Genomic DNA, 7,076 nt, shown 5'->3' on the forward strand with positions numbered 1-7,076 from the left:
TGAACCATCTTGATTCGAATGAGCGTATTAGCAAGCGGTAGTACAGGAAACGCGACTTATGTAGAAAGTGAGAAAGGCAGTCTATTAGTAGATGTCGGTCTTACAGGTAAAAAGATGGAAGGTTTATTTAGTCAGATTGATAGAGATATGAAGAATCTGAATGGCATCCTAGTGACACATGAACATAGCGATCATATTAAAGGACTGGGTGTCATTGCACGTCGATATGGTTTGCCCGTGTATGCGAATGAAAAAACGTGGAAAGCGATTGAGAAAAAAGACGATAAAATTCCAATGGATCAAAAATTTATTTTCAATCCGTATGAAACGAAATCCATTGCAGGTTTTGATATAGAATCATTTAATGTCTCTCATGATGCGATTGATCCACAATTTTATATTTTCCATAATAACTATAAAAAATTTACGATGATTACAGATACTGGCTATGTATCAGACCGAATGAAAGGTATGATTCAAGGTAGTGACGCTTTTATGTTTGAAAGTAATCATGATGTGGATATGTTACGCATGTGTCGTTATCCTTGGAAGACGAAACAGCGTATTTTAAGTGATATGGGACATGTGTCAAATGAAGATGCAGGACATGCGATGGCGGATGTAATTACAGGTCATACGAAACGTATCTATCTGTCACATTTATCTCGTGATAATAATATGAAAGATTTAGCACGAATGAGCGTTGGACAAGTATTAAATGAACATGATATCGATACTGAAAAAGAAGTATTACTATGTGACACAGATAAAGCACAAGCGACACCGATTTATACGTTATAAAATTGAAAAGAAGTATGAAGCTTAATGAAAATCTTAAGAAAGTATGAGATTTTTATTAAGCTCTTTTTTTGGAAAAATTAAAGTTATTATCTAACAATTGGACTATACATGAATATTCATTAAAAGGTGGATAAATAGTGCGATTTAGCTAGAATCTGTGAATAAATATAAAAGACGGTCGTGAAGTTATCCCCAAATTTAAAGAAAGTTATCCACTATTGTGAATAATACACACAGAAATACTCACATTATACACAGACTTATCCACAAAAATAGTGTGTACATGACATTTTTTGTAGATAAATCTCAAATTTTCCACAGAATTTATATACATTCCTGTTATAATTAGAGGGAATTCTGTTAACAAGTTGATAACTTGTGGATAAGTCGAATAACTATTATCAACACGGAGGACTATAATGAAGATTACTATTTTAGCTGTCGGCAAATTAAAAGAAAAATACTGGAAACAAGCGATTGCTGAATATGAAAAAAGACTCGGAGCATATTCTAAAATTGAGATGATTGAAGTACCAGATGAAAAAGCACCTGAAACTATGAGTGATAAAGAGATTGAAAAAGTTAAAGAAAAAGAAGGACAACGATTATTAGCCCAAATTAAACCACAAGCCACCGTTATTACATTAGAAATACAAGGTAAAATGTTGTCATCGGAAGGGTTAGCTAAAGAACTACAACAACGTATGACACAAGGACAAAGCGACTTCGTCTTCGTCATTGGGGGATCAAACGGACTCCATCAAGACGTCTTAAATCGCAGCAACTACGCACTCTCATTCAGTAAAATGACCTTCCCACACCAAATGATGCGCGTCGTCTTAATCGAACAAGTGTATCGAGCATTTAAGATTATGAGAGGCGAAGCATATCATAAGTGATGCGGTTTTTAACTCGCTTCAAAAAAGATTGTAGAGTAGTATTTTTAAATACATAAAATATATATATTATTAATTATGATAAAATATATAATATATGAGGAGGAAAGAAATTGAAATATTGGATTATACCATGTAATGTGAAAACATATGATGCGATAGGAGCGTTTAATGAGTTAAAATTAATAGATTGGAAGCAAAGTAAAAATTTAAAATCAGCAAAAATAAATGATATCGTAATGATTTATCTATCTAAACCTTTTTCTTGTGTTAAATATATATGTAAAATAAAAAAAGTTAATATGTCAAAAGAAATTATTGATGATAAAAAATTTGTCATAAATGGAGATAACTATACAAATTATGGTAACTATATGAGAATTGAGTTTATTAAAGAAATCGAGGAAAATTTAATAACTTTAAAAGAATTACATAATCATGGGATGAAAGGAAATGTTCAAGGACCACGTTCATTAAGTAATGAGTTATTGGATTTCGTTTTAGAAGTGTTAGAAAAAACTTCAGATTTTGATGAATCTCAAATTGAAAATGTAGAATATAAAGAAGGCAAAATTTTAAAAAAATATGGAAGTAAGTTTGAAAGGAATTCAAAACTTAGGGAAAAGGCAATTGAAATTCATGGAGTTACATGTAAAGTTTGTGGTTTTAATTTTGAAAAAAAGTACGGAAACATTGGTAAAAATTTTATTGAAATTCATCATATTAAACCAATGTACGATATCAGAAAAGAAATTTTAGTTAATCCTCAGACTGATTTAATTCCATTATGTTCAAATTGTCATAAAATGATACATAGAAGTAAAAGAAAGCCTTATACTATAGAACAACTGAAAAGTATGATCAAATTTGAATGAATTTTTAATTTATAATATATTAAATTTTTTAAAACTGTTTAAATTATTATTTATATAATGGGAGCTATAAAATGAATAAAAGAAGTAAAAGTATCAATCTTTTTTTAATAGATGGCGATGTAAAAGGCCGCATAAAATGTACTATAGCTAATTGGACAGGTTTAGTTTTTAAAATTCCTAGAATTCAAGTTGAAGATAGCAAAAATCGAGAAGAATTAAAACAAACAGGTGTTTACTTTTTATTTGGATCTGCTGATGATAGTGAAGTTGATAAGGATAATGTATATATTGGACAAGCTGGGTTAAGAGCTAACGGAGAAGGATTACTATTTCGTATTAATGAACATAAAAATGATGCTTCTAAAGATTATTGGAATGAAGCAGTTGTGGTTACAACATCTAATAATTCTTTTGGGCCAACTGAAATTAGTTATCTTGAAAATAAACTTGTTATGATGGCCAAACACGCTAATCGTTATGAAGTTAAGAATAGCGTTAACCCTAACAAAGGAAATATTACTGAAGAGAAAAAATCAGAATTAGAAGAGTTTATAGAAAACTTAAAGTTAGTTATAGGTACACTGGGTTATAAAATTTTCGAAGATGTTATAAATGAAGAAGAAATTGATAAATCTGAACCAATATTATTTTATAAAGTTAAAAATATAGAAGCACGAGGTAAAAGAACGACAGAAGGATTTGTTTTATTAAAAGGAAGTCAAATTTCTGAAATTATAAAAACTAAAACAAAAGATTTAAAAAAATCAGTAACTGCACAACGTGAAAAATACAAAAATGATATTAAAAATAACAAATTAACACATGATATTTTATTTAATAGCCCTTCTGGGGCTGCTAAGTTTGTAAGTGGTACTAGTGTTAATGGAATGATATGTTGGAAGACAAAAGAAGGTTTAACTTTACAAGAAATTACAAGTAATGAGTAAACGTTATATATAAGCAAAAAAAGGAGTGAGAAAGTGAGTAATTTATATATACTTTCTGAAGAAAGACCAAAAAAAAGTGTGATTAAACAACTTTTAATTTTGGCTCAAAGTAAAATTAATAACTTAAAGTCAAGTAAAAAAATTGAAAATACTGATAATAATTTAATAATTCGACCCGAATTTATTGAAAACAAATTTACGTTTAATTATATTATTGAAGGAATCAAGTTAGAAGGGATACAAAAGATAATTATAAAACTATCTAAAGGCACATCTAGTTTTATTGATTTTTTGATATTTATGCAAGAAGAAGAGCCTATACATAATAAAAAAAATAATTTAATTTTTGCTGTGGAAGAAACTAAAACTAGAGATAGCGAAAGTAGAAATACGGGTGTTTATCAAAGAGCAACTAAGTTTGTGTTTTTTGAATATTTTTATCCTAATGTACCAATTTATATGCTTTATAACGATTCTAATAAAGATACCGATAAAAAGCCTTCTGATACAAGTATATTTGGTACTAATATGTACAAAAATTTAGGTGTAGATTTAATAGGAAAAAATGACAAATGGTTTAACCCGTTTAAATCTATTGATGAACTAATAAATTTTAAAAATTCAATGAGAAAACCCCCTAATAATAATACACCTATTGTAATTCAAAAATTTCTGAATTGTATTAAAATATCAGGAAGATTAGAAAAGCCTATAGGAAAGGGCAATATAGGTCATGATCCAAATATTGGAGCATTAGCATTAATTAGTTCTACTATAAGAAAATTAGGATGGAATAAAGAAATTACTATAATTGACCATGGAGTAACTCAAAAATACGTCGATAAAAATTTTAGAAATAAATTTTTGAGAATTTGTGCAATTCTAAACATAAATTTGGAAAATATCGATTTGGATTATCAGAAAATTAAATCAAATATGCCCTATAATTATTGGAAATATGAAGAAAGTAGTGAAAAAGTAGCAGATATCTTTTTACATTTATTATGTGATTATTATGATATTGCTACTATATATGAGAATCATGCTGGAAGTGAGAGAGGTTATTTTATTACTTCTAATAATGAAAATATTGTGCTTCCAAAAAAGGATAAAAATAAAAATTTATATTATATTCCAGATGTTATTATAAAAAATGATGAATTTAGAGAGTTATTGTTAATTGAAGGAAAAGTATATAATAAGTGGAAAGATGGAGTAAAAGAATTATATAATTATGATAATCTTGAAGAAGACTACATTTTTAAATATTATAAAGATTATAATATTACTAGATGGGTAACCTTGTATTCTAGTACATCTAAAAACGACTTGCCTCATGAAAAAGTTTTATTAGTATTAAATAATAAAGGTGAAATAAATTTAAATAAAGAGGCACCGAAATGGTTAAATTTGATAATTAGAAATATAAAACGATGAGAATTTCTCATCGTTTTTTTAATAATTTATAAGTTTTTGTGTCGTAATTTGTTATTAATACTTCTACACTTTTAGCTCTTTTTGTATTATAGGAAGAATTATCATAAGTGTAATTCAAATAATTTACTTCTACATTATTTGAATTAATAAAATCATTTAACATAGTATGAGTAGTATTTTTATGTTCTAGAACATTACTTAATGCATATCTAATATTATTTTCGGTAAGCTCATTTAATAATTTATACATTTTAGCTTCCTCTTTAATTCCCCAATTTTTAAAACCTCGATTACCATCATTATAGCTACCTGTAGTTATGAGGTAAGGAGGATCTAAATAAACTAATGAATTTTCATCTAAAAATGATAAATCTACCTCATCAAAATATGCATCGATAAAATCATAATTCATGTATTGAAGTCTAGAAATAAACTGAGAAAGATTTTTCTTCATTTTTAAGCTGAAATGACTTCTATTTTTGCCAAATGGATTATTAAATTTCATATTATTATTAAATCTTATTTGATGATTGTATGAATAGGCAATTAATATAAATAGATCCAATGGATTTGGATTACTATTATAAAGATCTCTAAATTTCAAATAAGCATTATTGTTAGTTTTACTTAATTCAAATTCTGATATTCTTTTTTCTATTTTTTCTATTAATTGATTAGGATTTTGACTAGCAAAAAATCTAAACATTTCATTTACTTTGCTATTCATGTCAACAAATACATGGTTTTTAGCATCAACGTTTATACCTACATTTGCTCCGCCTGAAAACAAATCTAAAAATGTTGAAATATTAGAGGGAAATAATGGTAAAATTTGATTTAGTAATTTATATTTGCCCCCTATATAATTTAATGGGCTTTTAATATAATTATTATTTGTTTTAATGTTAGTAGCAATATTTTTATCTATTTTTTTTATATTTGATTTTTTAATGTAAAAAATGTACTCATTTAAGTTTAATTTTGAAGAAGGAATTTTAGATTGGTACTTTCTATACGGTATAGTTACTATATCTACATTATTATCCGATGAATATTTTTTTAATAAATTTAAAATTTCGGTATAAGTTATTATTCCTTCATCATTATAACTAAGTAATATGTGGGAGGCATTTATATTGGCAATTAGATCTTCCAAAGCTAAATATGCTTTTTTCTTTACTGAATAATCACTTTTTAAATAAGACCAATCAAATATTTTTGTTTTACCTTGTAATTCAGGATGATTATTTCTAGCAACATTTTCTAAAAGATGATAATTAGACGCATACTGCCTATTATTATATGGAATATCAATATAACATATATCAGAAGTAATATTTTTAATTAATTCGTTTGCGTTCATATTGTAGGCAATATTAGTATGATTGTTGTTAATAACTTCTAGAGGTCTTATAGTTAAATCTTGGAGTGCTCTTTTATCCCAATGTTTTAAGAATGCGCCATAAGTTCCTGTAATATTACTAACATACGGTATAGCTTCAATTAAACAGGATAACAAATAAAAGTATTCATATTCTTCTAATAAATTTAAGTCTTTCCACTTTTCGATACTATATCTCATGAAATCTAATCTTTTGCCATTTTCAATAGATAAATACATTGCTTTTCCTAGAGGAGTATAATTTTGACTATAGTATTCAGACTCATTAAAAAAAGCTATGTTTATTTCATTATTTAGATATTCAAAGGGATTAAATTTTAATTTCGAAAATTGAGGAACTTTATTATTAACTATTGTAGCTTTTGAATTAATATAACTAAAATATAAAATGTCATTTGTTATTACTTGATATTTTGATTTAAAATACCTTGCAACTGTATTAGTACCAGCAAATAAATCTAAAAATATCTTTTCATCTCCTAACTTATGTTTTTCAATAAGGGAGTCGATTTCTTTTAGTAGTAATGATTTTGATCCTATATATCGCATACTTCAAATACCGCCTTATACAAATTAATCATGAAAATAAAACAGAATATCCTTAAGACATTCTGTTTTAATATCTAAATTTTTAACTAAAAATTAAATACTGTTTAAATTCAAATTATAAATATTGATTAATTATAACATGAAAATTACTATTTAAAATAGTTGTTAT

Annotated in this window: 6 protein-coding genes; 5 read left to right on the forward strand and 1 reads right to left on the reverse strand. The window is 26.6% G+C overall.

Annotated elements, in window-relative coordinates; all coding sequences use genetic code 11:
• Positions 1-18: 18 nt before the first annotated feature.
• The 5 genes from CD034_RS07720 to CD034_RS07740 all read left to right on the forward strand — a co-directional run bounded on the left by CD034_RS07720 (position 19) and on the right by CD034_RS07740 (position 4,956).
• Entirely contained in the window at positions 19-801 is a 783-nt protein-coding gene (locus CD034_RS07720; protein ID WP_103288301.1) for an MBL fold metallo-hydrolase, read from the forward strand.
• A 419-nt stretch (positions 802-1,220) separates the two neighbouring features.
• A complete protein-coding gene (gene rlmH, locus CD034_RS07725) occupies positions 1,221-1,700 on the forward strand; it encodes a 23S rRNA (pseudouridine(1915)-N(3))-methyltransferase RlmH (RefSeq protein ID WP_103288260.1) in 480 nt (159 codons plus the stop codon).
• Between the two features lie 110 nt (positions 1,701-1,810).
• Positions 1,811-2,572: an HNH endonuclease gene (locus CD034_RS07730; RefSeq protein WP_087437096.1), complete on the forward strand. Its 762-nt coding sequence runs from the start codon at positions 1,811-1,813 to the stop codon at positions 2,570-2,572.
• Between the two features lie 71 nt (positions 2,573-2,643).
• On the forward strand, positions 2,644-3,519 hold the full coding sequence (locus tag CD034_RS07735; RefSeq protein ID WP_087437097.1) for a GIY-YIG nuclease family protein: 876 nt from the start codon (positions 2,644-2,646) through the stop codon (positions 3,517-3,519).
• A 33-nt stretch (positions 3,520-3,552) separates the two neighbouring features.
• Complete coding sequence (locus tag CD034_RS07740) at positions 3,553-4,956, forward strand: hypothetical protein (protein ID WP_087437098.1); 1,404 nt, start codon at positions 3,553-3,555, stop codon at positions 4,954-4,956.
• 7 nt (positions 4,957-4,963) lie between these two features.
• Here the strand turns inward: CD034_RS07740 and CD034_RS07745 are convergent, their stop codons facing one another.
• Positions 4,964-6,907 (reverse strand): Dam family site-specific DNA-(adenine-N6)-methyltransferase, encoded by a 1,944-nt coding sequence (locus tag CD034_RS07745; protein ID WP_103288261.1) that lies wholly within the window; start codon positions 6,905-6,907, stop codon positions 4,964-4,966.
• Positions 6,908-7,076: the final 169 nt, after the last annotated feature.

The sequence above is a fragment of the Staphylococcus hominis subsp. hominis genome, from assembly GCF_002901845.1.
Taxonomy (GTDB): Bacteria; Bacillota; Bacilli; order Staphylococcales; family Staphylococcaceae; genus Staphylococcus; species Staphylococcus hominis.